Annotated in this window: 26 protein-coding genes and 1 riboswitch; of the genes, 9 read left to right on the top strand and 17 right to left on the bottom strand. The window is 72.8% G+C overall.

The features are described 5' to 3' along the window. Position 1: 1 nt before the first annotated feature. The gene (locus B446_RS06505) at positions 2–712 is read left to right on the top strand and encodes an ABC transporter permease subunit (RefSeq protein ID WP_020938625.1); all 711 of its coding nucleotides are present in this window, start codon (positions 2–4) and stop codon (positions 710–712) included. 41 nt (positions 713–753) lie between these two features. Further along, entirely contained in the window at positions 754–1,197 is a 444-nt protein-coding gene (locus B446_RS06500) for a hypothetical protein (RefSeq protein WP_020938624.1), read from the top strand. Here B446_RS06500 and mug read toward each other — a convergent pair. The 8 genes from mug to B446_RS06460 form a co-directional block, all read right to left on the bottom strand. Beyond that, positions 1,158–1,745, bottom strand: coding sequence for a G/U mismatch-specific DNA glycosylase (mug, locus tag B446_RS06495; RefSeq protein WP_193384527.1), 588 nt, complete (start codon positions 1,743–1,745; stop codon positions 1,158–1,160). The genes B446_RS06500 and mug overlap by 40 nt on opposite strands. Then, a complete protein-coding gene (purB, locus tag B446_RS06490; RefSeq protein WP_020938622.1) occupies positions 1,742–3,184 on the bottom strand; it encodes an adenylosuccinate lyase in 1,443 nt (480 codons plus the stop codon). Before purB ends, mug begins: the two co-directional genes overlap by 4 nt. A gap of 100 nt (positions 3,185–3,284) precedes the next feature. Beyond that, positions 3,285–4,073: an SGNH/GDSL hydrolase family protein gene (locus tag B446_RS06485; protein ID WP_020938621.1), complete on the bottom strand. Its 789-nt coding sequence runs from the start codon at positions 4,071–4,073 to the stop codon at positions 3,285–3,287. An 82-nt stretch (positions 4,074–4,155) separates the two neighbouring features. After that, entirely contained in the window at positions 4,156–5,169 is a 1,014-nt protein-coding gene (locus B446_RS06480) for a hemolysin family protein (RefSeq protein ID WP_020938620.1), read from the bottom strand. Then, a complete protein-coding gene (locus B446_RS06475) occupies positions 5,166–6,557 on the bottom strand; it encodes a hemolysin family protein (RefSeq protein WP_020938619.1) in 1,392 nt (463 codons plus the stop codon). The genes B446_RS06480 and B446_RS06475 overlap by 4 nt, the downstream gene beginning before the upstream one ends. A 173-nt stretch (positions 6,558–6,730) precedes the next feature. Beyond that, a complete protein-coding gene (locus tag B446_RS06470; RefSeq protein WP_020938618.1) occupies positions 6,731–7,156 on the bottom strand; it encodes a GNAT family N-acetyltransferase in 426 nt (141 codons plus the stop codon). Between the two features lie 191 nt (positions 7,157–7,347). Next, a complete protein-coding gene (locus B446_RS06465) occupies positions 7,348–9,915 on the bottom strand; it encodes an ABC transporter permease (RefSeq protein WP_020938617.1) in 2,568 nt (855 codons plus the stop codon). 4 nt (positions 9,916–9,919) lie between these two features. Next, on the bottom strand, positions 9,920–10,732 hold the full coding sequence (locus B446_RS06460; protein WP_020938616.1) for an ABC transporter ATP-binding protein: 813 nt from the start codon (positions 10,730–10,732) through the stop codon (positions 9,920–9,922). Between the two features lie 242 nt (positions 10,733–10,974). On the opposite strand from B446_RS06460, the gene B446_RS06455 reads away from it, so the two are divergent. Both B446_RS06455 and B446_RS06450 read left to right on the top strand, forming a co-directional pair. Further along, positions 10,975–11,217, top strand: coding sequence for a toxin-antitoxin system HicB family antitoxin (locus tag B446_RS06455; RefSeq protein WP_020938615.1), 243 nt, complete (start codon positions 10,975–10,977; stop codon positions 11,215–11,217). A gap of 4 nt (positions 11,218–11,221) precedes the next feature. Beyond that, a complete protein-coding gene (locus B446_RS06450) occupies positions 11,222–11,596 on the top strand; it encodes a hypothetical protein (RefSeq protein ID WP_020938614.1) in 375 nt (124 codons plus the stop codon). Here the strand turns inward: B446_RS06450 and B446_RS06445 are convergent, their stop codons facing one another. The 4 genes from B446_RS06445 to bioB form a co-directional block, all read right to left on the bottom strand. Beyond that, positions 11,597–12,289 (bottom strand): class I SAM-dependent methyltransferase, encoded by a 693-nt coding sequence (locus tag B446_RS06445; protein WP_020938613.1) that lies wholly within the window; start codon positions 12,287–12,289, stop codon positions 11,597–11,599. It lies immediately after the preceding gene. Positions 12,290–12,524: 235 nt separating this feature from the next. Beyond that, on the bottom strand, positions 12,525–13,241 hold the full coding sequence (gene bioD / locus B446_RS06440) for a dethiobiotin synthase (RefSeq protein WP_020938612.1): 717 nt from the start codon (positions 13,239–13,241) through the stop codon (positions 12,525–12,527). Position 13,242: 1 nt separating this feature from the next. Beyond that, the gene (locus B446_RS06435; protein ID WP_020938611.1) at positions 13,243–14,532 is read right to left on the bottom strand and encodes an adenosylmethionine--8-amino-7-oxononanoate transaminase; all 1,290 of its coding nucleotides are present in this window, start codon (positions 14,530–14,532) and stop codon (positions 13,243–13,245) included. Beyond that, positions 14,525–15,760, bottom strand: a complete 1,236-nt coding sequence (gene bioB / locus B446_RS06430) for a biotin synthase BioB (protein WP_020938610.1) — start codon at positions 15,758–15,760, stop codon at positions 14,525–14,527. The genes B446_RS06435 and bioB overlap by 8 nt, the downstream gene beginning before the upstream one ends. Positions 15,761–15,907: 147 nt before the next feature. Here bioB and B446_RS06425 point away from each other — a divergent pair, with 147 nt between their 5' ends. Next, positions 15,908–17,035 carry an 8-amino-7-oxononanoate synthase gene (locus B446_RS06425; protein ID WP_020938609.1) on the top strand — a complete coding sequence of 376 codons (1,128 nt, stop codon included), beginning with the start codon at positions 15,908–15,910 and terminating at the stop codon, positions 17,033–17,035. Positions 17,036–17,155: 120 nt separating this feature from the next. On the opposite strand, the gene B446_RS06420 is transcribed toward B446_RS06425, so the two are convergent. Beyond that, a complete protein-coding gene (locus B446_RS06420) occupies positions 17,156–17,380 on the bottom strand; it encodes a DUF397 domain-containing protein (protein WP_020938608.1) in 225 nt (74 codons plus the stop codon). Between the two features lie 10 nt (positions 17,381–17,390). Further along, on the bottom strand, positions 17,391–18,251 hold the full coding sequence (locus B446_RS06415; RefSeq protein ID WP_020938607.1) for a helix-turn-helix domain-containing protein: 861 nt from the start codon (positions 18,249–18,251) through the stop codon (positions 17,391–17,393). Positions 18,252–18,463: 212 nt separating this feature from the next. Between B446_RS06415 and B446_RS06410 the strand changes: the two genes are divergently transcribed. Next, the gene (locus B446_RS06410; RefSeq protein ID WP_020938606.1) at positions 18,464–18,922 is read left to right on the top strand and encodes an ATP-binding protein; all 459 of its coding nucleotides are present in this window, start codon (positions 18,464–18,466) and stop codon (positions 18,920–18,922) included. Positions 18,923–19,245: 323 nt separating this feature from the next. Here the strand turns inward: B446_RS06410 and B446_RS06405 are convergent, their stop codons facing one another. The 3 genes from B446_RS06405 to B446_RS06395 form a co-directional block, all read right to left on the bottom strand. Beyond that, entirely contained in the window at positions 19,246–19,719 is a 474-nt protein-coding gene (locus B446_RS06405; RefSeq protein ID WP_020938605.1) for a C40 family peptidase, read from the bottom strand. A gap of 2 nt (positions 19,720–19,721) precedes the next feature. Continuing rightward, a riboswitch (cyclic di-AMP (ydaO/yuaA leader) is annotated at positions 19,722–19,851 on the bottom strand. Between the two features lie 433 nt (positions 19,852–20,284). Beyond that, positions 20,285–20,593 carry a hypothetical protein gene (locus B446_RS06400; RefSeq protein ID WP_020938604.1) on the bottom strand — a complete coding sequence of 103 codons (309 nt, stop codon included), beginning with the start codon at positions 20,591–20,593 and terminating at the stop codon, positions 20,285–20,287. A 7-nt stretch (positions 20,594–20,600) separates the two neighbouring features. Continuing rightward, positions 20,601–21,236, bottom strand: coding sequence for an ATP-dependent Clp protease proteolytic subunit (locus tag B446_RS06395; protein WP_020938603.1), 636 nt, complete (start codon positions 21,234–21,236; stop codon positions 20,601–20,603). Positions 21,237–21,408: 172 nt separating this feature from the next. On the opposite strand from B446_RS06395, the gene B446_RS06390 reads away from it, so the two are divergent. From B446_RS06390 to B446_RS06380, 3 genes are all read left to right on the top strand, one after another. Further along, entirely contained in the window at positions 21,409–21,948 is a 540-nt protein-coding gene (locus B446_RS06390) for a GNAT family N-acetyltransferase (RefSeq protein ID WP_043474895.1), read from the top strand. Positions 21,949–22,011: 63 nt separating this feature from the next. Further along, the gene (locus B446_RS06385; protein WP_020938601.1) at positions 22,012–22,290 is read left to right on the top strand and encodes a type II toxin-antitoxin system Phd/YefM family antitoxin; all 279 of its coding nucleotides are present in this window, start codon (positions 22,012–22,014) and stop codon (positions 22,288–22,290) included. 241 nt (positions 22,291–22,531) lie between these two features. Further along, positions 22,532–22,834, top strand: coding sequence for an urease subunit gamma (locus tag B446_RS06380; RefSeq protein ID WP_020938600.1), 303 nt, complete (start codon positions 22,532–22,534; stop codon positions 22,832–22,834). Positions 22,835–22,840: the final 6 nt, after the last annotated feature.

Genomic DNA, 22,840 nt, shown 5'->3' with positions numbered 1-22,840 from the left:
CATGTCGTTCGCCCCCGCTCTGCACGCCGAGTGGATCAAGGTCCGGACGCTGCCCTCGCTCGTCGGCGGCCTCGCCGCGATCCCGGTCGTCACCACCGCGTTCTCGGCGCTGGCCGCCGCCGACGCCGACGGCACGGACCCGCTGTTCTCGGCGTTCTTCGGCGTCAGCTTCGGCCAGATCGCCGCGATCGCCTTCGGTACGACGGCCCTGTCCGCCGAGTTCCGGGGCGGCGCGCTGCGGCTGTCCCTGGCGGCCGTGCCCGACCGCCGGCGCTGGTTCGCCGCCAAGGCGACGGCGATCGCGCTGCCCGTGCTCGCCGTCGGATGGTTCACCGGCCTGATCACGCTGCTGGTCGGCAAGGCCGTGCTCGGCGCCTCGGGCCCGGGCTGGGCCGAGGGCCTGCGCGGCGCCGTCGGCTGCGGCCTGCACCTCACGCTGATGGCCCTGTTCGGCGCCGGCATCGCGGCCGTGCTGCGCAGTGGCGTCGCGACCCTCTCCGTGCTGATCCCGTTCCTGCTGATCGTGTCCTTCGTCATCGGCGACATGTCCTCGGGCGTCGCCGACCTGCTGCCCGACCGGGCCGGCCAAGTGGTCCTGCACAGCGCCTGGGACGGTGCCCTCGGACCCTGGACCGGGCTCGGGGTGACCGCGTTGTGGGCGGCGGCCGCGCTGTTCGCCGGGCTGGGGAGCCTGCGCCGCAGGGACGCCTGACGGCACGCCAATTGTCAGTGGCGGCCGGTTTACTGGATCACATGGACATCGCGAAGTGCCTGACCCTCATAGACGTGCTGTGCGCCCGGGAGTTCCCGGCCGCGCACGGCAGGTCGGAGCACGGCGAGAGCGGCCCCGGGTTCCACATAGCCGCCTTACGGACCAGCGACGGCTTCTGGGACGACGACGGCACGGAGTGGGAGGAGACGGCGGCCCAGTACGAGGCCGACCGGGACGGACTGGCCGAGCGGCTGACGGAGCGTTGGGGTCCCGCCCACCGCTTCAGCCTGCGCGGGGCCCTCGTCCGGGCGATGGAGGGCGACGAGGTCGGCGAACCGTGGGCCGGCCTCAGCGCGCACGTGCCCGACCTGCACCTTTGGGAGGCGGCGGACTCGGGCCGGTGGGTCGCCCTCGGCGTGTCCCAGGGCGGCCGGGAGCTGCCCCTTCAGCTCCTGGGCGTCGTGACGGACACCGATCCGCCCTGATCCGCCGCGCCCGCCGCTTCCCGCAGCCGCGCGAACTCCCGCGCCATCGTCGCCGCCGTCCAGTGCGCGTTCAGCCCGCTGGGATTGGGCAGCACCCACACCCGGGCGTCCCCGATCATCCGCTCCTGCGGACCGACCTGGGCCCCGCGGTCCCCGAACGCGGCCCGGTAGGCGGTCACACCGACCACGGCCAGCCACCCCGGCCGCCACCGCGACACCTTGGCCGTCAGCAGCCGGCCGCCCTCGACGTACTCCTCGGCGCTCAGCTCGTCGGCCCGCGCGGTCGCCCGCGCCACCACGTTCGTGATCCCCAGCCCGTAGGTCAGCAGCTCCCGCTGCTCGGCGGGCTTCAGCAGCCTCGGCGTGAAGCCGGACAGATGCAGCACCGGCCAGAAACGGTTGCCGGGACGGGCGAAGTGATGGCCCGTGGCCGCCGTCATCAAGCCGGGGTTGATGCCGCAGAAGAGCACACGCAGGCCGTCCGCGACCACGTCCGGGACGAGGCGGTCGCGGGCGGCCTCCAGGTCCGCCCGGGTGAACCGGGTCAGAGGATCGCTCCGGGGGTGTAGCCGGCGGCCTCCGGGTGCTGCTTGACGATCTCGTCGATCCGGCCGACGACGACACCGACCTGGGCGGCGGCGGCGCCGGTGAAGGACAGCTTGTCCGCCATCAGGGCCGCGAGCTGCTCGCGGTCGAGCGGCAGCCGCTCGTCGGCGGCGAGCTTGTCCAGCAGGTCGTTGCGCTCGGCGCCCTGCTCGCGCATGGCGAGCGCGGTGGCCACGGCGTTCTCCTTGATCGCCTCGTGCGCGACCTCACGCCCGACGCCGGCCCGCACGGCGCCCATGAGCACCTTCGTGGTGGCGAGGAACGGCAGGTAGCGGTCCAGCTCACGGGCGACGACGGCCGGGAAGGCGCCGAACTCGTCGAGCACGGTCAGGAACGTCTCCAGCAGGCCGTCGAGGGCGAAGAACGCGTCCGGCAGCGCGACCCGGCGCACCACCGAGCAGGACACGTCGCCCTCGTTCCACTGGTCGCCCGCCAGCTCGCCGGTCATCGACGCGTAGCCGCGCAGGATCACCATCAGGCCGTTGACGCGCTCGCAGGAGCGGGTGTTCATCTTGTGCGGCATCGCCGAGGAGCCGACCTGGCCGGGCTTGAAGCCCTCGGTGACCAGCTCGTGGCCCGCCATCAGGCGGACCGTCTTGGCCAGCGACGACGGCGCCGCGGCGAGCTGCACCAGGGCGGTGACGACCTCGTAGTCCAGCGAGCGCGGGTAGACCTGGCCGACCGAGGTGAACGCCTGGGAGAAGCCCAGGTGACCCGCGATGCGGTCCTCCAGCTCGGCGAGCTTCGACGCGTCGCCGCCGAGCAGGTCCAGCATGTCCTGCGCCGTGCCGACCGGGCCCTTGATGCCGCGCAGCGGGTAGCGGCCGAGCAGCTCCTCGACCCGGCTGTACGCCACGAGCAGCTCGTCGGCGGCGGTCGCGAACCGCTTGCCGAGCGTGGTGGCCTGCGCGGCGACGTTGTGCGAGCGGCCGGCCATCACCAGCTCGGCGTACTCGCCCGCCAGCTTGCCCAGACGCGCCAGGACGGCCACCGTACGGTCGCGCATCAGCTCCAGCGACAGCCGGATCTGCAGCTGCTCGACGTTCTCGGTGAGGTCGCGGGAGGTCATGCCCTTGTGCACGTGCTCGTGCCCGGCGAGGTCGTTGAACTCCTCGATCCGTGCCTTGACGTCGTGCCGGGTGACCTTCTCGCGCTCGGCGATCGAGGTCAGGTCGACGGTGTCGAGGACACGCTCGTAGTCGGCGAGCGCCGCGTCCGGCACCTCGATGCCGAGGTCCTTCTGGGCCCGCAGGACGGCGAGCCAGAGCTGCCGCTCCAGCTTCACCTTCTGCTCGGGCGACCAGAGCGTGGCGAGCTCGGCGGAGGCGTAGCGTCCGGCGAGGACGTTCGGGATGCGGGGCTTGGCGGGCGCTGAAGTCACGTAGACGGATTCTACTGGCGATTCGTGCAGGCCAGCGCCATGGGGTTGTTCGGCGGAAGCTACGAGACGCGCGCCACGTCCTCCCGGACGGACGGCGGGGCTACGACCGCGTCTCGTACGGCAGCAGCTCGGGCCGCTTCGCCGGGCGGCCGTCGCCGGAGGAACGCCCGGTCAGGCGCCGTCCTATCCAGGGCAGCAGATGCTGCCGGGCGAACCGCACGTCCGCCACCCGGCGCGTCGCCCAGCCGGGCGGCGGTGTGGCGGGCATCGGGGTGTGCCACTCGCTGTCCTCGGCCTCGTGGCCGAGCGTCTGCCATACGGCCTCGGCGACCCGGCGGTGGCCCTCGGCGGTCAGGTGCAGCCGGTCCACGTCCCACAGCCGCGGGTCGGCCAGGGACGGCGCCCCGTACAGGTCGACCACCAGGGCGCCGTGCTTGGCCGCCAGCTCGTCGACGACGCCGAACAGCTCCTCCATGCGCGGCCTGAACCGCTCCAGCACCGGTCCCTGGCGGCCCGGGCTGCGCATCAGCACGAGCTGCCGGCACGACGGGGCGAGGCGTTCCACCGCCTCGGTCAGCAGACCGCGCACCCGGCCCATGTCGCACTTGGGACGCAGGGTGTCGTTGAGCCCGCCGACGAGGGTGATCACATCGGCGTTCATCGCCGCCGCCACGGGCACCTGCTCGTCGACGATCTGCCCGATCAGCTTCCCGCGCACGGCGAGGTTGGCGTACCGGAACCCGGGGGTGCGAACGGCCATCCGCGCGGCGAGGAGATCGGCCCAGCCCCGGTAGGAGCCGTCGGGGAGCAGGTCCGACATGCCCTCGGTGAAGGAGTCGCCGACCGCGACCAGGCTGGAGTACGGGGGAGGTGTGGGATTCGTGTGCATGGCGACAGAGATGGTATCCCGGCGGCATACCCGTCGGTCGGTCGCCCTCGAACGCACCCAGGGCCGCCCCCGGCCGCCGCCCTCACGCGGGCTGGCCGAACAGCTGCCGCAGCACGTCCTCCATGGTCACCAGGCCGGCCAGCCGCCCGTCCTCGCCGAGGACGGCCGCCACGTGCGTACGGCTGCCGCGCATCGCGGTGAGCACGTCGTCCAGCGGGGTGGTCTCCCGCACACGCGCGATGGACCGCATGTCCCGCAGCCGGAACGGCATGTCCCGGGGCGAGGCGTCCAGGGCGTCCTTGACGTGCAGGTAGCCCACGATCCTGCGGCCCTCGTCGACCACCGGGAAACGGGAGAAGCCCGACGTGGCCGACAGTCGCTCCAGCTGCTCCGGGGTGACGCCCACGCGCGCGTAGACCACCCGTTCCAGCGGCACCACGACGTCCCGCACCGGGCGGCTGCCCAGCTCCAGCGCATCGTGCAGCCGCTCCTGCGCCCGGTCGTCGATCAGGCCGGCCTCGCTGGCGTCCTTGACGATCTCGGCGAGCTGGGCGTCCGTGAAGGTCGCCGCGACCTCGCTCTTCGCCTCGACCCTGAGCAGCTTCAGCAGCCCGTTCGCGAAGGCGTTGACGGTGAAGATCACCGGACGCAGCGCCCGGGACAGCGCGACCAGGGGCGGGCCGAGCAGCAGCGCGCTGCGCACCGGCTCGGCGAGCGCGATGTTCTTCGGCACCATCTCGCCCAGCAGCATGTGCAGGTACGTCGCCAGACTCAGCGCGATCACGAAGGACACGGCGTGCCCCGCGCCCTCGGACACGCCGAGCGCGTGGAACACCGGCTCCAGCAGGTGCGCGATCGCCGGCTCGGCGACCACGCCCAGGACCAGCGTGCACAGCGTGATGCCGAGCTGGGCGGCGGCCAGCAGGGCGGAGACGTGCTCCAGGCCCCACAGCACGCTGCGCGCCCGCCGGTCGCCCTCCTGGGCCAGCGGCTCGATCTGCGAGCGGCGCACGGAGATCAGCGCGAACTCCGCGCCCACGAAGAAGGCGTTCACGACCAGCGTCGCCAGTCCGATGAGCAGCTGTACGGCGGTCATCGCGCCCCCTCCCTCGTCCCGTCGCTCCGCGCGGCGCCGCGCCCGGCGGCCCGCCTCTCGTGCCGCTCGTCGTCCCGCTCGTCGTCCAGAGGTGCGTGCAGCAGCACCCGGGCCGCCCGGCGCCCCGAGGCGTCCACCACGTCGAGGCGCCAGCCGGCCACCTCGACGACGTCACCGACCGCCGGTATGCGGCCCAGCTCGGTGGCCACGAGACCGGCCAGGGTCTCGTACGGCCCCTCGGGGACCCGCAGGCCCACGCGCGCGAGCTGGTCCGTGCGTGCCGCGCCGTCCGCCGAGTACAGGGCGCGGCCCTCCTGGTCGGCGCCGGCGGGCGCCAGGTCGGGCGTCTCGTGCGGGTCGTGCTCGTCCCGGACCTCACCGACGACCTCCTCGACGATGTCCTCCAGGGTGGCCACGCCCGCGGTGCCGCCGTACTCGTCGATGACGACGGCCATGGTGCGCTTGCCGGACAGCCGGTCCAGCAGCCGGTCGACGGTCAGGGACTCGGGCACCAGCAGCAGCTCGCGCATCACGTGGGTGACGGAGCGGTGGCGCCGCTCGTCCGCGGGCATCGCCAGCACGTCCTTGATGTGGGCGACGCCCACGACCGAGTCGAGGCTGCCGTGGTAGACCGGGAACCGGGACAGGCCGGTCGCCCGGGTCGCGTTCGCCACGTCCTCGCAGGTGGCCTGGGCGTCGAGGGCGACGACCTGCACGCGCGGGGTCATCACGTTCTCCGCCGTCAGGTCGGCCAGGTTCAGCGTCCGGACGAACAGCTCGGCGGTGTCCGCCTCCAGGGCGCCCTCCTTGGCGGAGTGCCGGGCGAGGGCCGCGAGCTCCTGGGGCCCGCGCGCGGAGGCCAGCTCCTCGGCGGGCTCCAGGCCGATGCGGCGCACACACCGGTTGGCGGTGTTGTTCAGGTGGGTGATGAAGGGGCGGAAGGCGGCGCTGAACCAGCGCTGGGCGCTGCCCACCCGCTTGGCGACGGCCAGCGGCGAGGAGATCGCCCAGTTCTTGGGCACCAGCTCGCCGACGACCATCAGGAACACGGTCGACAGGGCGGTGCCCAGCACCAGCGCGACGGAACTCGCCGTGGTGGGCGTGAGGCCCATCGCCTCGAACGGCCCGGCGAGCAGCTTCGCGATCGACGGCTCCGCCAGCATGCCGACCACCAGGTTGGTGACGGTGATGCCGAGCTGGGCGCCGGAGAGCTGGAACGTCAGGTTCCGTACGGCCTTCAGGGCGCCGGCGGCCCCGCGCTCACCGCGCTCGGCGGCCCGCTCCAGCTCGCCGCGCTCGACCGTGGTCAGCGAGAACTCGGCCGCGACGAAGGCGCCGCAGGCGAGCGACAGCAGGATGGCCACCAGGAGGAGGAGCACTTCGGTCATCGGGTCACCCCCGTCCCATGGTCGGACAGGGTGGGATGGATCGCGCGGTGTCGGGGACCGGGAGGATCGCCCATGGGCGGACGCTCACAACCTTTCATGGAGAGCCGAGTGCTCCCTCAATGGTAAAGGATGGGCAAAGAGTCCTCGGGTGCCGGTCCCCGGGCCGCCGCGGCTCAGCCGGCGAGGGGCTTCACCCAGCGCCGCCACCGCTCCTCCGGCGCGTATCCGGCCGCCCGCCACGCGTGCTGCGCCCGCTCGTTGCGCACCAGCACCATCGCGTCCCCGCGCCGCCCCCCGAGCCGTACGAACCGCTCCTCGGCCGCCGCCAGCAGCGCCGAGCCGATCCCCTGCCTGCGCAGCTCCGGACGGACGGCGAGCCGGTACAGGTGGCAGCGCCAGCCGTCGAAACCGGCGATCACCGTGCCGGCCAGTCCCCCCTCCCGCTCGGCCAGGATCAGGGCCTCGGGATCACGCTCGACCAGTCGCTCCAGGCCCGCGCGGTCGTCGCTGATGCTGGTCCCCTCCGCGGCCGTCCGCCAGAAGGCGAGGACGTCGTCGAGGTCGGCGGGCAGGGCGGCACGTACGCGCAGTTCCGTCATGCCGCCCACCCCATCACGGGGCACCGCTCGCGCCCGCGAATTCCACCATGCGGACGCCCGCCGGACTGCTGTCGGACTCTCGCCCGGTGCCCGGCAGCACCCCGCCCGCACCGCTCCGGAACGCGGCCGTGCGGCCTCGCGGCCAAGCGCCCTTGCGGTCCCGCGCCCCGGCGGCCCCGCGCGGCGCTTCCTCACTCGTGCGCGATGGCCGCGAGTACGTTCATCCGGGACGCCCGCAGCGCCGGCAGCAGGGCCGCCACGATGCCCACGACCGCCGAGCCGACCACGACCGCCACGATCGTGCCCCAGGGGATCGCGAGCGCCGTCATGCCCTGCAGGGCCAGCACCTGCTGGACGCACACCCCCCACACCAGCCCCAGCCCCAGGCCCAGGACCGCGCCGAACACCGCGATCACCACCGACTCCAGCCGGATCATCCGCCGCAACTGCCGCCGGCCGAGCCCGATCGCGCGCAACAACCCGATCTCCCGGGTGCGCTCCACCACCGACAGCGCCAGTGTGTTGACCACCCCGAGCACCGCGATGACGATCGCCAGGCCCAGCAGCGCGTAGACGAGGTAGAGCAGGACCGCGATCTGGTCGTGCACCAGCTTCTTGTAGTCGGCCTGGTCGCGGACCTGCACCTGCGGATAGGGCTTCAGCGTCCGCTCCAGACGCGCGCGCAGCGCGTCGGCGCCGGTGCCGGGTGCCTTGTCGACGTACAGAGCGGCGTCCTGGCCGCCGGGCACGTACTTCTCCACGGCTGCGATGCCGAGGAACAGCCCGCCCTGCGAGCCGAAGCCGCCGCTGCCGTCCTGGTCGGTGAGGGCGCCCACCGTCATCCGGGCCGTACGGCCGCCGGGGAACCCGACGGTGACCGCGCTGCCCAGGCGCACCCCGTGGTCCCGCGCGAAGGCGGCGTCCATGCCGAGGCCGCCGTCGGCCAGCGCGGCGGCGGTGTTCCCGGCCGCGTAGGTGACGTGGGCGACCTGGTCGAGCCGGTCGTCGTAGCCGGCGGCGGTCGTCGTCACCCGCCTGCCGTCGGGCAGCCGGACCGCCACCGGAGCGAACCGCTGGCGCACCACGAGCCATACGCCCTCGGTGCCGCGCACCCTGTCGGTGATCTCCCCGGTGAACGGCATGAAGTTGGCGTTCTGGACGGTGAAGTCGGCGCCCAGCGTCTTGTCGATCTGCCGGTCGAAGGACGCGGACATGGAGGCACTGGCCACCGACATGCCGCCGACCAGCGCCAGACCCACCATCAGCGCGGCCGCGGTGGCGCCGGTGCGGCGCGGGTTGCGCAGGGCGTTGCGCTGGCTCATCCGGCCGACCGGTCCGAACAGCGCCGGGAAGGCGCCGCCCAGGACCCGGATCACCGGCCGCACCAGCAGCGGCCCCGCGATCACTGTCGCGACCAGCGTCAGCACGACGCCGAGGCCCAGCAGGGAGGCCGCCGAACCGGTCCGGGAGGCCGCCGCGCACCCTGCGAGCGCTGCCGCGCCCACCGCCCCCACCAGGGTTCCGGTGATCGCCCGCGCCTTCAACGGCTTGCCCACGCCGGCGACTTCGGCGTCCGCGAGGGCGGCCATCGGCGAGACGCCCGCCGCGCGCCGCGCGGGCAGGTAGGCGGCGACGAACGTGACGCCGACGCCGACGGCGTACGCCGCCACGGGCGTGCCCCAGCCGATCACCATCTCGGTGGCCTTCAGGTTCATCCCGAACGTGCCCATCAGCCGGATCAGCCCGAACGCCAGTCCGATCCCGGCCGCCAGGCCCAGGGTGGAACCGGTGACACCGAGCAGCACCGCCTCCGTGAGCACCGACCGCCGCACCTGCCGCCGGTCGGCGCCGAGCGCCCGCAGCAGGCCGAGCTCCCGCGTGCGCTGGGCGATCAGCATGGAGAAGGTGTTGACGATCAGGAAGACACCGACCAGCACCGCGATGCCGGCGAAGCCGAGCATCACCCACTTGACGACGTCGAGGAAGCCGCCGAGGTCGGCCGCGGCCGACTCGGCCCGCTCGTCGGCGGTCTTCAGGTCGTACGGGCCGGGGCCGATCGCCTCGCCGACGCGCCGCTTGAGCTCCCGGTCGGTCACGCCGGGCGCGGCGTCCACCGAGATGCCGGTGGCCCGGTCGGCGGAGCCGAGCAGTTCGCGGCCCGCCACGGCGGGGTCGAGGAACACCAGCGCGGAACCGGGGTTGGTCGTGGTGAACGTGGCGATGCCGACCACCCGCACCGGGAACGTGCCGGGCCGGGCCTGCACCCGCAGCGTGTCGCCGATCCGTACGTGCCTCCTGGCGGCGGTGTCCGCGTCGAGGAGCGCCTCGCCCGCACCGCGCGGCGCGTGCCCCGAGGTCAGCTTCACCGGGCTGCGCCGGGTGACGTACCAGGAGGTGGCGATCGTGGGGGCGCCGCTGGTCGGGCCGACGGACCGGTCGTGGCGGTCGACCACCACCACGTACGGCACCGAGACGTCCGCGTGGGCCGCCGCGACGCCGTCGACCTTCGCCACCCGGTCCCGCAGGGCCGCGGGGACGGTGCGCACCGCGCCGCTCGGCGCCCGGGACTTCAGGTCCTCCTTCGGCACGATGGTCACATCGGCGGAGGTCGAGGCGAACAGCCGGTCGAAGGTGCGGGCGACGGTGTCGGAGAAGATCAGGCTGCCCGCGACGAACGCCACGGACAGGACGACGGCCAGCGCGGACAGCGCGAGCCGGCCCTTGTGCGCCAGGAAACTCCGCAGGGTGGCCTTCAGCACCGGGTCAGTCCTCCCGGGCGCCGGCGTCGCCGCCGCGCCGTCCGCGCACCGCGTCGAAGGCCTTCATGCGTTCGAGCACGGCGTCCGCCGTCGGGCGCTCCATCTCGTCCACGATCCGCCCGTCGGCGAGGAACAGCACCAGGTCGGAGTGGGCGGCGGCGCCCGGGTCGTGGGTGACCATCACGACGGTCTGCCCGAGGTCGTCCACGGCGTCGCGCAGGAAGCCCAGGACCTCCAGACCCGCCCGCGAGTCCAGGTTTCCGGTCGGCTCGTCGGCGAAGATGAGCTCGGGACGCGAGGCCAGCGCCCGTGCGCACGCGACGCGTTGCTGCTGTCCGCCGGAGAGCTGGGCCGGGCGGTGGGTCAGCCGCGCGCGCAGCCCGAGGGTGTCTATGACCTGGTCCAGCCACTTCTCGTCGGGCCTGCGGCCCGCGATGTTCATCGGCAGGGTGATGTTCTCCGCCGCGTTCAGCGTCGGGATGAGGTTGAACGACTGGAACATGAACCCGATCCGGTCCCGCCTGAGCCGGGTCAGCTCCCGCTCCTTCAGACCGGTGATCTCCGTGTCGCCGAGCCACACCTGACCGGCCGACACGTCGTCGAGGCCCGCCAGACAGTGCATCAGCGTGGACTTGCCCGAACCCGAGGGGCCCATCACGGCGGTGAACCGGCCGCGCGCGATGTCCACGTCCACCGAGTCCAGGGCGAGCACCGCCGTCTCGCCCGAGCCGTACGCCTTGGTCAGCCCGCGCGCGCGGGCCGCGATCCCGCCGTCCGGTGCACGCCCCGGCGCGTGCTCCGCAGCTGCTGTGGACAAGACCGCCTCCCGGGTCGTCGACTCCCTCGTCCCGGCCGAGAGTAGTGTGGCCGGCCCCACAGCCGGTATCCCTCGTGGGGCCGAGACGCGGGCGCGTGTAAGGGACACCTTCCGGGGGCCGGTAGCCGAGGGCCCGTGACCGGCGACGGGGGGCCGGGGGTGTAACGGGGCCGGGGGCGTAACGGGGCCCGGCCGGGCGCCGGCGCTTGCCGTTGCTAGCACTTCGGCGCTAGCTTCGAGGCATGGCGAAGACCCAGCTGAACGTGCGCGTGGACGAGGACACCGCCCGCGCGGCCCGCGAGCGCGCGACGGCCCGTGGCATGAGCGTCAACCGCTACATCGAGGAGCTGGTCAGACAGGACGCCGGGGAGGCCGGCCGCGCCTTCGTGGACGCCGCCGCCGACTTCATGAGGCAGTACGAGTCCGTGTTCGCCGAGGAGTTCACCGAGGCACGCGGCACCGGCGCGGGCGAGGGCCGCGGCTGATCCCTTGAGCGATCTCAGCATCGACCTCGCCTGGCTGCTCATGCTCGCCGAGCAGCGCACGCCCGGGGACCCGCAGGTCACCGACTGGGGTGCGCTGGTCGCCGCGGTCGCCCGCCACCGGGCCGAGATATTCGGCGTGCCCGTCTACGACAGCCCGCACGCCCGCGCCGCCGCACTGCTCCAGCTCCTGCTGCACGTGCCCGCGCTGGAGCGCTCCAACGCGCTGTTCGCCTCGGCCGTGGCCTACGCCTACCTGGTGGCCAGCGGCCAGAAGATGGTCACCACGCCCGAGCAGGTCCGCGACCTCGCCCGGCTGGTGAAGAGCGGCGAGGCGGGGGTCGACGACATCGCCCGTGAGCTGCGCCGCTGGAGTCTGTGATCACCGCTCGGCCGGTTCCGGGGGCCGCCACGCCACGCCGAGCGAGCAGTAGGAGGTGGGCAGCCGCGGGCCCTTCTCCGGCATCAGCACCCGCCGGTGCGGGCCGAGTTCGAACCCGGCCTCGCGCAGCGCGGCCACCAGGTCGCGGGACAGATGGCAGCCGCCGGTCAGGGCCGGCCACACCGTGCGGTCCAGGGTGCGCTGGGTCAGCGTCATCACCCGGCCGCCGCCCCGCCCGTGCTCGAACCAGCGCACCTCGCCGCCCGGTCTGAGCACCCGCCGCACCTCGCCCAGCGCCCGCCGCACGTCGCGCACACTACACATCACCAGCGACAGCACGGCCGCGTCGAACGCCTCGCTCTTCACGGGCAGGGCCTCCGCGGCGCCCGGGACGACGTCGACCGGCACCTGGGCGCGCAGCGCGGCCCTGAGCGCCAAGCCCCGGAGCAGCGGCTCCGGTTCGATGGCGACGACCTCCGCGACGGCCCCCGGATAGTGGGCGAAGTTCAGGCCGTTGCCGGCGCCGATCTCGATCACCCGCCCGGACAGCCCGGCGAGCAGCCGCTCGCGCATCCCCGCCATGCCGAGGCGGGTCTCGGCGTCGACGCTGAACCGGGCGTAGTAGCGGGCGAAGATCGGATGGTGGACGGGGCTTCGTGCCGCGGCACCGGAACCGGCCGACGACAAGCGCATGGCAACCTCCCGGACGGGTCGGTCCTATCGGCAGTGTCCCCCGCGAAGCCCCGTTCCACCCTTGCCGAGGGGTCCGTACGGCCCACGGACGACCGACGCGCCCCGCCCGCCACTCGCGCCGCGGGCGTGGGCCTCTCGGAGGCGCCGAGGGGGGCACGCACCGGGGGCGGGCCGGGCCCGTTCGAGCCCAGCCCTCCGACCACGGCCGCCGCTCACCGCCCCGCCGGTAACCCCCTCAGGCCGCCTCGCGGACGCGGAACGCCTCCGCGTTCCACGTGCCGTCGAGGCGGGGGGCCAGCCATTCCGGCGCTCGCACGCGGAACTCGGCGGGAGGCAGGGCGCCGGCGCCGGCGGGGAGTGCGCCGAGCAGAGGGACGCCGGCGGCCTCCGGCAGGTCGGCGACGTTGCAGCGGCAGGCGAGATCGGGTGCGTCCGGCCAGCTGCCGATCACCACACCGGCCGGTTCGAGCCCACGGGCCCGCAGTTCACGGGCCGTCAGCTCCGTGGTGTTCAGCGTGCCGAGACCCGCCGAGGCGACCACCAGCACCGGCGCGTCCATCAGCCGGGCCGCGTCCGCCAGCGTCCCGCCCGCCGCGTCGAACCGTACGAGCAGCCCGCCCGCGCCCTCGACCAGGACCAGGTCGTGCTCGGTCGCCAGTTTGGCCGCGGCCTCGGCCACCTCCCGCGGATGCACCGGGGCCATCCCGGCCCGCCGGGCCGCCGTACCCGGCGCCAGCGGCTCCGGGAAACGGGCCAGCTCGGTGGCCGTCACCGGACCCGCGAGCCGCGCGACCTCGTCGGCGTCCCCGCGCTCGTCCGGCCGTACCCCGGTCTGCGCGGCCTTCAGCACGGCCACCGACCGCCCGGCCGCGAGCGCCGCGGCGGCGACGGCCGCGGTGGTGACGGTCTTGCCGACCTCCGTACCCGTCCCCGTGATCACCAGTACCGGCATCTCAACCCTCCCGCGCCGCGGCGCACACCGCGCGCGCGATCCGTGCCACGTCCGCGTCATCGGTGACGTAGGGCGGCATCGTGTAGACCAGATCGCGGAACGGGCGCAGCCACACGCCCTCCCGGACGGCGGCCCGGGTGGCCGCGGCCATGTCCACGTCGTGGTCGAGCTGGACCACCCCGATGGCGCCCAGCACCCGGACGTCCTTCACACCCGGCAGGTCCGCGGCCGGGGCGAGCCCCTCGCGCAGACCCGCCCCGACCCGCGCGACCTCCGCGCGCCAGTCCCGGCCGAGCAGCAGCCCGATCGAGGCGCAGGCCACGGCGGCCGCCAGCGGATTGCCCATGAACGTGGGCCCGTGGGCGAGCACCGGCACCTCGCCGCGCGAGATGCCGTCCGCGACCCGCGCGGTGCACAGCGTGGCCGCCATCGTCAGATAACCGCCGGTCAGCGCCTTGCCCACGCACATCACGTCGGGCGTGACGGCCACGTGCCCAGCGGCGAACAGCTCACCCGTGCGACCGAATCCGGTGGCGATCTCGTCGAAGACCAGCAGCACGTCGTGCGCGTCGCACGCCTCGCGCAGCACCCGCAGATACGCGGGGGAGTGGAACCGCATCCCGCCCGCGCCCTGCACCACCGGCTCCACGACCACCGCGGCCAGCTCGTCCGCGTGCCGCTCGATCGCCGAGCGCAGCTGCTCGGCGTACGACTCCTCGTACTCGGCCGGGGGCGCGCCCACGAAGACCTGGCGCGGGAGCACACCGGTCCACAGGTCGTGCATCCCGCCGTCGGGGTCGCACACCGACATCGGCTGCCAGGTGTCGCCGTGGTAGCCGCCCCGCCAGGTCAGCAGGCGCTGCTTGCCGGGCCGGCCGAGCGATCGCCAGTACTGGAGGCACATCTTCACGGCGACCTCGACCGACACCGACCCGGAGTCGGCCAGGAACACGTGCTCGAGACCTTCGGGCGACATGTCGACAAGGAGCTTCGCGAGGCGTACGGCGGGCTCGTGGGTGAGCCCGCCGAACATCACGTGGCTCATCCGCCCGAGCTGCTCGTGCGCGGCCTCGTTGAGCACGGGGTGGTTGTAGCCGTGGATCGCCGACCACCACGAGGACATGCCGTCGACCAGCTCGCCCGTACCGTCGGCGAGCCGCAGCCGGACCCCGCTCGCCGACTCCACGACGAGCGGTTCGGCACGTCCGGGCATCGGACCGTACGGGTGCCACACGTGCCGGCGGTCCAGCTCCAGCAGCTCGGACACGTCCGGGCCGGACAGATCAGGCATTGGGCGCGAGGTCCGTTCCGGCGCCGCGGCGGCGTACGGCGACGAGGTCGGTGCGCGGCTCGGCGGCCGCGGCGGGCACCGCGGCCGCAGCGCGGGCGTCCGCTCCGTCGTGCGAGCCGCAGACGGACCCGCAGCCGGCGCTCTCGTGCGAGCCGCAGCCCTCGTCCTCGTGCGATCCGCACCCGGCGCTCTCGTGCGACCCGCAGCCGCCCCGGCCGGCCGCCGCGCGGTGTTCCGGCAGGGTGACCTCGCCGGCGCCCTCCACCTCGAACCCGGCGTCCGCGATCATCTCCAGGTCGGCCTTGCCCGCCTGGCCCTCGCTGGTCAGGTAGTCGCCGAGGAAGATGGAGTTGGCCAGGTGCAGCGCGAGCGGCTGCATCGTGCGCAGATGGACCTCGCGGCCGCCCGCGATGCGCACCTCCACGTCCGGGCAGACGAAGCGGACCATCGCGAGGATGCGCAGGCAGCGCTGCGGGGTGAGGTTCCACTCCTTGGCGAGCGGGGTCCCCTCGAACGGGATGAGGAAGTTCACCGGCACCGAGTCCGGGTCGAGTTCGCGCAGCGAGAAGACGACGTCGACCAGGTCCTCGTCGCTCTCGCCCATGCCGGCGATCAGACCCGAGCAGGCGGACAGACCGGCGGCGTGCGCCTTCTGCACCGTGTCCACCCGGTCGGCGTACGTGTGGGTGGTGGTGATCTCCTCGTAGGTGGCCTCGGAGGTGTTCAGGTTGTGGTTGTAGGCGTCCGCGCCGGCCTCGCGCAGCCGCTCGGCCTGGCCGTCGGAGAGCAGCCCGAGGCAGGCGCACACCTCGACGCCCTCGTTCTGGTCCTTGATGGTCCTGATCGTCTCGGAGACCCGGTCCACGTCGCGGTCCGTCGGGCCCCGCCCGCTGGCCACCAGGCAGACCCGCTTGGCACCGCCGGCCAGGCCCGCGGCCGCCGCCTCGGAGGCCTCGTCGGGCTTGAGCCAGGTGTACTTGAGGATGCCGGCGGTGGAGCCGAGCCGCTGCGAGCAGTAGGAGCAGTCCTCCGGACACAGGCCGGACTTCAGGTTGACCAGGTAGTTGAGTTTCACCCGCCGGCCGAACCACTGCCGGCGCACCTTGCCGGCCGCGGCCACCACGTCGAGCAGGTCGTCGTCGGAGGTGGCCAGCACGGCCAGAGCTTCCTCGCGGGTCGGCAGCTCGCGCCGAAGCCCCTTGTCCACCAGCGTGTTCAGCAGGTCCATGAGAGCCGATCCTGTCCTACGGGGCCGCTCCGGGCCAAGGAGAGTTTGCACAACAGTGGCAGTTCGACGTGTGGGTATCGCCACACCGTGGGTGGCCGGGCGTGCCGCTAGTGTCTGTCCGCTACCTACAAAAGCCCCGGAGGACCCATGGCGTTCGGCTGGATCGACGAGCAGGCCGAGGCGCGCCGCCGCGCGGGACTCGTACGGACCCTGCGCCCGCGTCCGGCCGACTCGCCGCTGCTGGACCTGGCGAGCAACGACTACCTGGGCCTGGCGCACCACCCCGAGGTCACCGAGGGCGCGGCCGCCGCGGCCCGGACCTGGGGCGGAGGTTCCACCGGTTCCCGTCTGGTCACCGGCACCACGGAGCTGCACACGGAGCTGGAGCGCGAGCTGGCGGACTTCTGCGGCTTCGAGGCGGCCCTGGTCTTCTCCTCCGGCTACGCAGCCAACCTGGCCGCGGTCACCGCGCTGGGCCCGCACGGCTCGCTCGTCGTGTCCGACGCGGGCAACCACGCCTCCCTCATCGACGGCTGCCGGCTGGCCCGGGGCGCCACGCAGGTGGTCGGGCACGCCGACCCGCGGGCGGTGGCCAAGGCGCTGGGTACGCACGAGGGCGAGGCGATCGTCGTCTCCGACACCGTCTTCTCCGTGGACGGGGACGCGGCTCCGCTGGCCGCGCTGGCCGAGGTGTGCCGGGAGCACGGCGCCGGTCTCGTGGTGGACGACGCCCACGGCCTCGGGGTGCTGGGCGACGGCGGGCGGGGCGCCCCGTACGCGGCCGGCCTGGCGGGCGCGCCGGACGTGGTGGTCACGGTGACGCTGTCGAAGTCGCTGGGCAGCCAGGGCGGTGCGGTGCTCGGGCCTGCCCGGGTGATCGACCATCTGGTCAACGCGGCCCGGACGTTCATCTTCGACACGGGCCTCGCCCCGGCCGCCGCGGGGGCGGCGCTGGCGGCGCTGCGGCTGCTGCGGCGCGAACCGGCGCGGGCGGAAAGGGCCCGCGCGGTCGCCGCGGAACTGCACGCACGGCTGACCGCCGCGGGTCACGAGGCGGTCCGTCCGGACGCCGCGGTGGTCTCCGTGCGGGCTCCGTCCCCGGAGCAGGCGGTGCGCTGGGCGGCCGACTGCCGTACGGCGGGCCTGGCCGTGGGCTGCTTCCGTCCTCCTTCCGTGCCCGACGGCATCTCACGGCTGAGGCTGACCGCCCGCGCGGACCTGTCCGGGGCCGAGATCGAACGCGCTGTACGAGTGATCGGCGAAACACGACCATGAGTCGGCGTGACACGGCCGGGCATCGCGCGAGTGTGATCGGAATTGACCGATAAGTATCGGTAAGTATCGGTCAGGATCGACGGAGATCGGTAAGGGTCGGTCGACTGACAGAGGTCGGGCTCAGTGGAGCGTGGCCGTGAAGCCGGCCCAGCTCCCCGCGGAGAAGAGCAGCGCGGGCCCCGCGGGGTTCTTGGAGTCGCGCACGGCGAGCAGTCCGGCCCAGGGGCCGGAGCGCGGCCGGGCCGTCTCCACACAGTTGTTCGCTCCCGTGCTGTAGCTGCTGCGCAGCCAGCGCACGTCGTGCAGGTCGGTACTGGCAGGGACGTTCCGAGGCAGTGCGGTCATGGTCGCCTCCTTACGCGCCGTCACCTATCCCGGCGATGTAATCCAACGAGTCGTGGGGTGAAAGGGCGTGGATCCGAAGGGCGTCGAAGGCCTCCGCGTAGGCCTTGAGGTCTTCTTTCCGTTCCAGGTAGAGGCTACTCGTCAACTGGTCGAGAACAACCACGTCCAGATCAGAAGTGCTCGGAAATGAGAAGATAACGAAAGGCCCGGTGAGGCCGACATGCGCACCCGCGTCGAACGGCAGCACCTGGAGCCGGACTTGGGGCAGTCGGGCGGTCTCGAGCAGCCGGTCCAGCTGCCGCGCCATCACCTCGGGGCCGCCGACCTCACGCCTGAGCACCGCCTCGTCCAGTACGGCGCTCAGCTCCAGCGGCGGATCGGCGTGCAGCACGTCCTGCCTGGCCAGCCGCACCTCGACCAGCGCGTCGAGCCGCTCGTCGTCCACCCCGCCGACGGCCGCGCGGGTCACGGCGCGCGCGTATTCGGGCGTCTGCAGCAGGCCGGGAACCACCGTCGTCTCCAGGGTGCGCATCCCGCTCGCCTGTGACTCCAGGCTGATGAAGTCGCGGTAGGTGGGGGGCAGGATCCCGCGGTAGGCGTGCCACCACCGGCTGCGGCCACCGGCCTCCTCGGCCCCCGCCAGCATCAGCAGCAACTCGCGCCGCTGCCCCTCCCGCACCCCGTACGCGTCGAGCAGTAACCGCACATCGGCCGGTTTCACCCCGCTGGCGCCGGTCTCGATACGGCTCACCTTCGACTGGTGCCAGCCCACGAGACGGGCCGCCTCGCCACTGGTGAGCCCCGTCCCGGTGCGCAGCGTGCGCAGTTCGGCGCCCAGTTTGCGGCGCCGTACCGCGGGACCGTTCTGCATGGGCAACTCCTTACTCCTTCCGGGCCGCCCCTATACGGTCTCGCGTCGCAGAGTTCACCGCTTTGAGCGACAGATATATGCATATCTTGGTGGATCGCTCCCCCGACCGGCCCGGTGATGGCAGTCTGGCGAAACAGCACCAGTCCGGGACCGTACTCGAACCATCCGCTCCTCGTCGGACTGCGGTCCCGTGGGAAAGGGACGACCTCGCCATGGCAGACCATCTGGAAGCATCCGTCACTCTGCCGAGCGATCCCGCCTCGGTCTCCGCGGCGCGTTCCTACGTGGTGGACACGCTTGCGGAGTGGGGCCTGCCGTCGGACACCGACATGGCCGACACCGTGCGGCTCATCGTCTCCGAACTCGCCACCAACGCCGTACAGCACACCTTCGGCCAGTCACCCACCTTCACGGTCGACATCGCGCTGGACCGTGACGAGCACCTGCGGATCGGAGTCACGGACAGCCATCCACGCTTCCCGAAGAGACTGCCCGCGGCCGTCCAGCAGGACAACGGGCGCGGCATGGTCATCATCCGCTGGCTGACCGCGGAGTGCGGCGGCAGACTCCGCATCCGCCCCACGCGCGAGGGCGGCAAGACGGTGTCCATCCAACTCCCCTGGAGCGTCCCGGCCGAACCGGTCACCACGGCGGGCCAGCAGGAGCCGTAGCCCCGGGAGCCCTCAGGGAGGGCCCGGGAGCCCTGAGGGAGGGGTACCTCGCTCCGCGGCGAAGGTGCTCGCCCGTTCAGGTGATGGTGCCGGGCAGCGGAACCCGACGGACGCACCGGCGCAGTTTCAGGGGGCCTCTGAGAGGCCGTCGGCGGGCCGTCGAAGGGGCCTCGAGGCCGCCGAGGGCCGTCTGGAGACCTCCGGGGCGCTGAACGTCCACGCGCCGCCCTGGGCCGCCCGCTGGCTGCGGGGAGGCGCCGGGACGGCGCTGACGGTGCTCGGAGCGGCTCGCCTACCGGAGCCGCTCCCGCCCTGAGCCCGGGTCAGCTGACCCGGCCGTACCAGACGCTCCTGGTCCAGATCTTCTCCAGCCGGACCACCGCCCCGGTCCTCGGCGCGTGCCAGATCTTGTTCTTACCTGCGTAGATGCCCACGTGGTAGACGCTGGACCCCGAGTGGAAGAACACCAGGTCGCCGGCCTTGCGGTTCCCGGCCGAGATGTGGTGCGTCTTGTTGTACTGCTGGGCGGCCGTACGGGGCAGCTTCTTGCCGGCCTTCTTGAACGAGTAGAGCGTCAGCCCCGAGCAGTCGAACCGCCGCGGTCCGGTGGCACCCCAGGCATACGGGGCGCCCTTCTTGGACGCGGCGATCTGCAGCGCCTTCGTCGCAAGCGTCGCGGCGGAGGCGTCGGTGGAGAGGCCCGGCACCGCGATCGAGCCGCCCACGGCGGCAAGCGTGAGGGCCGAGGCCGTACCGGCCCTGGCCATGAGCGACGGGACACGATTGAGCGCAGTCATGCGCAACCCTTCGTCAGCCGCCTGTGAAGGATGACCTGTCGGATTCGGGCTGGCGAAGTTGCCCGGCCGCTTGTCGCGGCTTCACCCCAAGGGTTGCTCGGCACGACCGTCCGTCTGCGACGAACGTCCGTCCCGGCGACCCGTCTTGCTCGGGTCCTCCACTCCTGCCGATCCACTCCTGTCGACCGGTCATCCGGGCGGCGGCAGGACTCGGCGTCCGCCCGGACCGCCCCGCCGCGGTGGCGGGGGCTTGTCGTCAGACACGGATCTTCACTCACAGGAGTCGGAAAATCCCAACGCAAACGGCAATTTGTGGCGTTACTCACCACTCACCCGTTCGGGTGGACAGGGGTGTGTTCGAGCCACCGTCAGAACCCGCGCGTAGCCCCGGACCTGGGGCGGAGTACTCGCGAGCGGGTCCGGAACCCTCCTGTCGCGCAAGTCGGAGGGCCCGAAAAAACCTTCGGAGATACGCCGGCCGTGGGTACGTCGTTCGGGCCGTTTCAAGCCGCGCCCGCGCGAGCCGTCGACAACGGGGCCCGCACGGACCGGAGATGTGTCCGGATCAGCCGACGCAGTCGGGCGGGAGCGTGACGCGCGCAGTGCGGCGCTCGCCGTCGAGCACCCGCAGGGCGCGTGCCAGCGTGTCCCCGTGCAGCTCCGTCTCGCCCCGTCGGTGCATCAGGGTCAGTGCGTCGCGCAGCTCGACCGCCTTGCGCACCAGGGCCTGCGCCGCGCGCAGTCCGCGGTAGGTGTCCCCGTCCTGGGCCGGGTTGATCCGGCCCAGCAGGTCCACGGCCTCCAGGTAACGGTCGATCAGCTCGCCCTCGGCCCTGGTCAGCGCGGGCAGCGGCGGAAGTTCCGGTGGCAGCATCGGCGGCTCACCCCAGGTGCCCGGTGCCGGGGGTGTCCCTGCGGACCGGTACCACGCCGTCGACCAAGCCGTACGCCAGTGCGCCCGGCGCGTCGAGCACCAGATCCCGCTCCAGGTCCCGGTGCACCTGCCCTGCGGCGCGCCCGGTGTGCCGGACGAGCATCTCCTCCGTCAGTTCGCGTGCCCGGACCAGTTCCCGGGCCTGGATCAGCAGGTCGCCGGTCTGTCCCTGGGCCGGTGCGCGCAGGGCCGGCTGCCGCAGGACGACCCGTGCGCCGGGGAGGGCGAACCGTTTGCCGGGTGTCCCGGCCGCGAGCAGCACGGCGGCGACCGACGCGGCCTGCCCCAGGCAGTAGGTCTGCACGTCGCAGGTGACGTACCGCAGCGTGTCGTAGACCGCCGTCAGCGCGCCGAACGAGCCGCCGGGGCAGTTGAGGTAGAGGGTGATGTCCTGTTCCGGGGCCGCGTGTTCGAGCTGCATGAACTGGGCGATGACGTCGCTCGCCGCCGTGTCGTCGAGCGGCGTCCCCAGGAAGACGACCCGGCTCTCGAACAACTTGCCGTACGGGTCCAGGGTGCGCGGGCCCGTGCTCGTGCGTTCGGTGAACTCCGGGAGCACATGGCGGGCGGACGGTCGGGTCATGGGCATACCCCTCCTCGCGACAGGGCCTCGGACGGCCTCGCATCTGTAAAAAATGTACAGGACGTACAGAAGAGGAGAAGAGGAGTCCTCCCAATCGAGCAGGGTGCCTGGACCGTCCATCACCCCGTCCGCTCATCGGACTTGACGTTCTGTGGCCTGTTAGCGTGCGCCGATGGAAGATCTGGGAACCGTGACCTGGCCGCCGGAGCCGATCAGGACGGAGAGGCTCGTGCTCCGTGCGCCCGAGGCCCGGGACCGTGCGGTGTTCATCGAGCTGCTCGCCTCGCCGGAGGTGCACACCTACCTCGGCGGCCCCCGACCGCGTGACGAACTCGAGCGCGTGACACCGGAGGTGCCCGAACGGTGGCCCGGGAGCTTCGTCGTCGACCTGGACGGGGCGATGATCGGGCACGTCCTGCTGAGGAGAGCGGCCGGGCACCGCCGCCCGGCCGCCGCGGGCAAGGCGGACCTCGGCTACCTGTTCCTGCCGGGGGTGTGGGGACGCGGGTACGCCGCCGAGGCCTGCGCGGCGGCCCTCGACTGGCTCGCCGGCGTCCTGCCCGGCGAACCGGTGGTCCTGGCCACCCAGACCGCCAACACCGCGTCGATGCGCCTGGCGGCGAAACTGGGATTCACCGAACTGGAACGCTTCGAGGCGTGGGACGCCGAACAGTGGCTCGGGATCCGGTACCCGCTCCAGGGAGGGCTCTGACCTGCGTTTTCTCTTCTTCGGTGGGCTCTCACGGAACGTGCGGGTGGCCCGTAAGCTAGGGGTATGGCCTACGAGATTCCGGTGACGCAAGCCAGGGCTGAGCTCGCCGAGCTGATCAATCGGGTGGTGTACGGCGGTGAGCGCGTCGTCGTGACCCGGCACGGCAAGCCGCTGGTCGCGCTGGTGTCCGCGGCCGACCTGGAGCGGCTCGACGCGCTCGACGAGCCGGCGGGGGAGCAGGTGGCCAGTTCGGTGTCCGGGGTCCGTGAGGTCGCGCCCGCGGCCCGGGAGCGGCAGCGCTTCGGGATCGCGGCCGAGCACCGGGGGCCCGGCGTCTCCTAGCGGGAACGCCCGTCGGAGCGGGGTATGGGGGCGGCCATCGTGCGGTCATGTGTTGATCAAGGTCTGGTTAACGTCGCTGAAACTCCGGCGAACTAGCCTGCCGCTCCACGCCATCAGGGGTTTTTCTGCCCGTGTTTGATTCCGATCAGGCACGTATGTCTGTGTGTTACACCTGTCCCCGTCGCGATGGCTGCGGCAACCGGACCCCGCACGGTCCGGAGCAAGAACGGTGAGGTGGGACGTGCAACTGACCCCGCACGAGCAAGAGCGGCTGCTGATCCACGTGGCGGCCGACGTGGCCGAGAAGCGCAGGGCCCGCGGTCTGCGGCTCAACCACCCCGAAGCGGTCGCCCTCATCACGTCGCACATCCTGGAGGGCGCGCGCGACGGCCGCACCGTCGCGGAGCTGATGTCCTCCGGCCGCAAGCTGCTCACCAGGGACGACGTCATGGACGGCATCCCGGAGATGATCCACGACGTCCAGGTCGAGGCCACCTTCCCGGACGGCACGAAGCTCGTCACCGTGCACGAGCCGATCGTCTGAGGGGGC

It is taken from the genome of Streptomyces collinus Tu 365 (assembly GCF_000444875.1).
Lineage (GTDB): Bacteria > Actinomycetota > Actinomycetes > Streptomycetales > Streptomycetaceae > Streptomyces > Streptomyces collinus_A.
This window is presented reverse-complemented; position numbering and strand designations above follow the sequence as displayed.

Bases quoted from the DNA above. Each gene is read 5' to 3' on its own strand.
- B446_RS06505 (WP_020938625.1), top strand. From the start codon at position 2: ATGTCGTTCGCCCCCGCTCTGCACGCCGAGTGGATCAAGGTCCGGACG.
- B446_RS06500 (WP_020938624.1), top strand. From the start codon at position 754: ATGGACATCGCGAAGTGCCTGACCCTCATAGACGTGCTGTGCGCCCGG.
- B446_RS06485 (WP_020938621.1), bottom strand. From the start codon at position 4,073: ATGCACACGAATCCCACACCTCCCCCGTACTCCAGCCTGGTCGCGGTC.
- B446_RS06480 (WP_020938620.1), bottom strand. From the start codon at position 5,169: ATGACCGCCGTACAGCTGCTCATCGGACTGGCGACGCTGGTCGTGAAC.
- B446_RS06475 (WP_020938619.1), bottom strand. From the start codon at position 6,557: ATGACCGAAGTGCTCCTCCTCCTGGTGGCCATCCTGCTGTCGCTCGCC.
- B446_RS06470 (WP_020938618.1), bottom strand. From the start codon at position 7,156: ATGACGGAACTGCGCGTACGTGCCGCCCTGCCCGCCGACCTCGACGAC.
- B446_RS06455 (WP_020938615.1), top strand. From the start codon at position 10,975: ATGGCGAAGACCCAGCTGAACGTGCGCGTGGACGAGGACACCGCCCGC.
- B446_RS06445 (WP_020938613.1), bottom strand. From the start codon at position 12,289: ATGCGCTTGTCGTCGGCCGGTTCCGGTGCCGCGGCACGAAGCCCCGTC.
- bioD (WP_020938612.1), bottom strand. From the start codon at position 13,241: ATGCCGGTACTGGTGATCACGGGGACGGGTACGGAGGTCGGCAAGACC.
- B446_RS06435 (WP_020938611.1), bottom strand. From the start codon at position 14,532: ATGCCTGATCTGTCCGGCCCGGACGTGTCCGAGCTGCTGGAGCTGGAC.
- bioB (WP_020938610.1), bottom strand. From the start codon at position 15,760: ATGGACCTGCTGAACACGCTGGTGGACAAGGGGCTTCGGCGCGAGCTG.
- B446_RS06425 (WP_020938609.1), top strand. From the start codon at position 15,908: ATGGCGTTCGGCTGGATCGACGAGCAGGCCGAGGCGCGCCGCCGCGCG.
- B446_RS06420 (WP_020938608.1), bottom strand. From the start codon at position 17,380: ATGACCGCACTGCCTCGGAACGTCCCTGCCAGTACCGACCTGCACGAC.
- B446_RS06415 (WP_020938607.1), bottom strand. From the start codon at position 18,251: ATGCAGAACGGTCCCGCGGTACGGCGCCGCAAACTGGGCGCCGAACTG.
- B446_RS06410 (WP_020938606.1), top strand. From the start codon at position 18,464: ATGGCAGACCATCTGGAAGCATCCGTCACTCTGCCGAGCGATCCCGCC.
- B446_RS06405 (WP_020938605.1), bottom strand. From the start codon at position 19,719: ATGACTGCGCTCAATCGTGTCCCGTCGCTCATGGCCAGGGCCGGTACG.
- B446_RS06400 (WP_020938604.1), bottom strand. From the start codon at position 20,593: ATGCTGCCACCGGAACTTCCGCCGCTGCCCGCGCTGACCAGGGCCGAG.
- B446_RS06395 (WP_020938603.1), bottom strand. From the start codon at position 21,236: ATGACCCGACCGTCCGCCCGCCATGTGCTCCCGGAGTTCACCGAACGC.
- B446_RS06390 (WP_043474895.1), top strand. From the start codon at position 21,409: ATGGAAGATCTGGGAACCGTGACCTGGCCGCCGGAGCCGATCAGGACG.
- B446_RS06385 (WP_020938601.1), top strand. From the start codon at position 22,012: ATGGCCTACGAGATTCCGGTGACGCAAGCCAGGGCTGAGCTCGCCGAG.